Below are 2,530 nucleotides of genomic sequence, written 5' to 3' on the forward strand. Positions count from 1 at the left end.
TCCAGAACGAGGTCAGGAAGGCCGAGGCCCTGCGCGGCAGGATCGACGATCTCGATGTGCTCTTCGAGCTCGCCGAGGCCGAGGACGACCTCGACACCCGTGCCGAGGCCGAGGCCGAGCTCGCCGAGGTCAGGAAGGCACTGGACGAGATGGAGGTCCGGACCCTCCTGAGCGGCGAGTACGACGCCCGCGAGGCGCTCGTCAACATCCGCGCCGAGGCCGGTGGCGTCGACGCCGCCGACTTCGCCGAGCGGCTGCAGCGCATGTACCTGCGCTGGGCCGAGCGGCACGGCTACAAGACCGAGATCTACGAGACGTCGTACGCCGAGGAGGCCGGCATCAAGTCGACCACCTTCGCCGTGCAGGCGCCGTACGCCTACGGCACCCTCTCCGTCGAGCAGGGCACCCACCGGCTCGTCCGGATCTCGCCCTTCGACAACCAGGGGCGCCGCCAGACCTCCTTCGCCGGCGTCGAGGTCCTGCCCGTCGTCGAGCAGTCCGACCACGTCGACATCGACGAGTCCGACCTGCGCATCGACGTCTACCGGTCCTCCGGGCCCGGCGGCCAGGGCGTCAACACCACCGACTCCGCCGTGCGGATCACCCACATCCCCACGGGCATCGTGGTCTCCTGCCAGAACGAGCGCTCGCAGATCCAGAACAAGGCCACGGCGATGAACGTCCTCCAGGCCAAGCTGCTCGAGCGGCGCCGCCAGGAGGAGCAGGCCAAGATGGACGCGCTCAAGGGCGACGGCGGCAACTCCTGGGGCAACCAGATGCGTTCGTACGTCCTGCACCCGTACCAGATGGTCAAAGACCTGCGCACCGAGCATGAAGTCGGCAACCCCGAGGCCGTGTTCAACGGCGAGATCGACGGTTTCCTCGAGGCCGGTATTCGCTGGCGCAAGCAGCAGGACCAGCAGAGCAGGTAAGAAGAAACGGACGCTTTGTCGACAAGGCAACTGCCGCCACAGATGCGGCAGTTGCCTTTTTCATGTCCGGCTGCGTGCGTTTTGCGTCACACTTGCGACGCCGCTCTCCGGCAAAGAGCCCGTACCGGGACATGGCGTGCGCAACGGCCTTGACGTTGCTTTGAAATATGGGAAGGGTGAAGCGCGGCATGCGTTCTGCGGGGCGCATGTGAACCGGGGGGCTCCATTGTTTCAGCTACCTCCGTCGATCACTGCCCCGAGCGCGGCCTCATTGACGATCAGCTACTGGGGGTAGCAACTACATGACAAAGAAGACGCGGATCCGTGTCGCGCGTATAGCCGCCGGCGCCGTGATCGCGGCCGGTGCCTCGCTGACCGTCGCGGGCGCCGCCTCAGCCCTTGAGATCGGCGTCAGCGCCGGTGTCGGTGGCAGTGGCGTCAAGGCGAACGTGGCGCTCGAGGGCAACGAGTCGGACGATCCTTGCGAAATCGTCGTCGACCCGACGTGTGAAGAGTCCGGCGGCGGTACCGGCGGTGACGAGTCCGGCGGTGGCACTGGCGGTGATGAGTCCGGCGGCGGTACCGGCGGCAATGAGTCCGGCGGTGGCACTGGCGGCAATGAGTCCGGCGGTGGCACTGGCGGCAATGAGTCCGGCGGCGGTACCGGCGGCAATGAGTCCGGCGGCGGTACCGGCGGCAATGAGTCCGGCGGCGGTACCGGTGGCAATGAGTCCGGCGGTGGCACTGGCGGCAATGAGTCCGGCGGTGGCACCGGCGGCAATGAGTCCGGCGGTGGCACCGGCGGCAATGAGTCCGGCGGCGGTACCGGCGGCAACGGCGGCTCCGGCGGCAACGGCGGTGGCGACACCACCGGCGGCCCCGGCCCCAACGGTGGCGGCAGTAACGCCATCCCGCAGCAGGAGGGCTCCTCGGCCCTCACGGACACCGGCTCCGCCTCGAACGCCACGCCTCAGGGCAACGGCAAGGAGCTCGCCGAGACCGGTGCGGCCCAGACCACGTTCCTGCTGGTCGGCGCCGCGACGATGATCGCCGGCGGTGTCGGCTTCCGCGTCCTGCCGCGCCTGATGGCCGGCCGCGGCGGCGCCGTCGCCTGACGGCGGCGTCAGCGCCAGCGGTACAGCGGCGATCGTACGCACCGTACGTACTGCGTACGCCATGAACGCAGAGGGGGCCCGGAGCGGCAAGCTCCGGGCCCCCTCGCGTGAAGTTCGTGTGCGCGCCCTACGCCGTCTGGTGCGCCAGCAGCGCCACCGAGGCGATCAGCACCACCAGCAGCGCGATCAGCGCCATCGGGTTCAGCCCCGCGAAGAAGTTCTCCTGCTGCAGCCGCTCGCGGCTCGCACGGCACACGGGGCACCGGCCCTCACTCACGGGCGCCGCACAGTTCGCGCACACCAGCCGGTCGTACGTCATGCGCTCACCCTCCTTGCACCACCGCAACGCCGGTTCTACTCCAGTCAACGTTCACGGACACGCGAACGTTCCCCGTCCACCATGCCAGGTTCTCCCGAGCGGTGCGCGGATCGCTGCCCGGGGCAGGCCCCGTACAAAACGCACAACCCGCACCCAACCCGCAC

The 2,530-nt window shown here is 69.0% G+C and carries 3 protein-coding genes; 2 read left to right on the forward strand and 1 reads right to left on the reverse strand.

All coding sequences use genetic code 11. The features are described from left to right. Together prfB and C1I97_RS35260 are read left to right on the forward strand one after the other, a co-directional pair. On the forward strand, positions 1 to 932 hold a 932-nt coding region (prfB, locus tag C1I97_RS35255; RefSeq protein ID WP_111007026.1), incomplete at its 5' end, for a peptide chain release factor 2. Positions 933 to 1,234: 302 nt separating this feature from the next. Continuing rightward, a complete protein-coding gene (locus C1I97_RS35260; protein WP_111007027.1) occupies positions 1,235 to 2,047 on the forward strand; it encodes an LPXTG cell wall anchor domain-containing protein in 813 nt (270 codons plus the stop codon). Positions 2,048 to 2,174: 127 nt separating this feature from the next. Here the strand turns inward: C1I97_RS35260 and C1I97_RS35265 are convergent, their stop codons facing one another. Next, on the reverse strand, positions 2,175 to 2,366 hold the full coding sequence (locus tag C1I97_RS35265; protein WP_111007028.1) for a hypothetical protein: 192 nt from the start codon (positions 2,364 to 2,366) through the stop codon (positions 2,175 to 2,177). Positions 2,367 to 2,530: the final 164 nt, after the last annotated feature.

The sequence above is a fragment of the Streptomyces sp. NTH33 genome, assembly GCF_003236365.1.
Classification (GTDB): domain Bacteria; phylum Actinomycetota; class Actinomycetes; order Streptomycetales; family Streptomycetaceae; genus Streptomyces.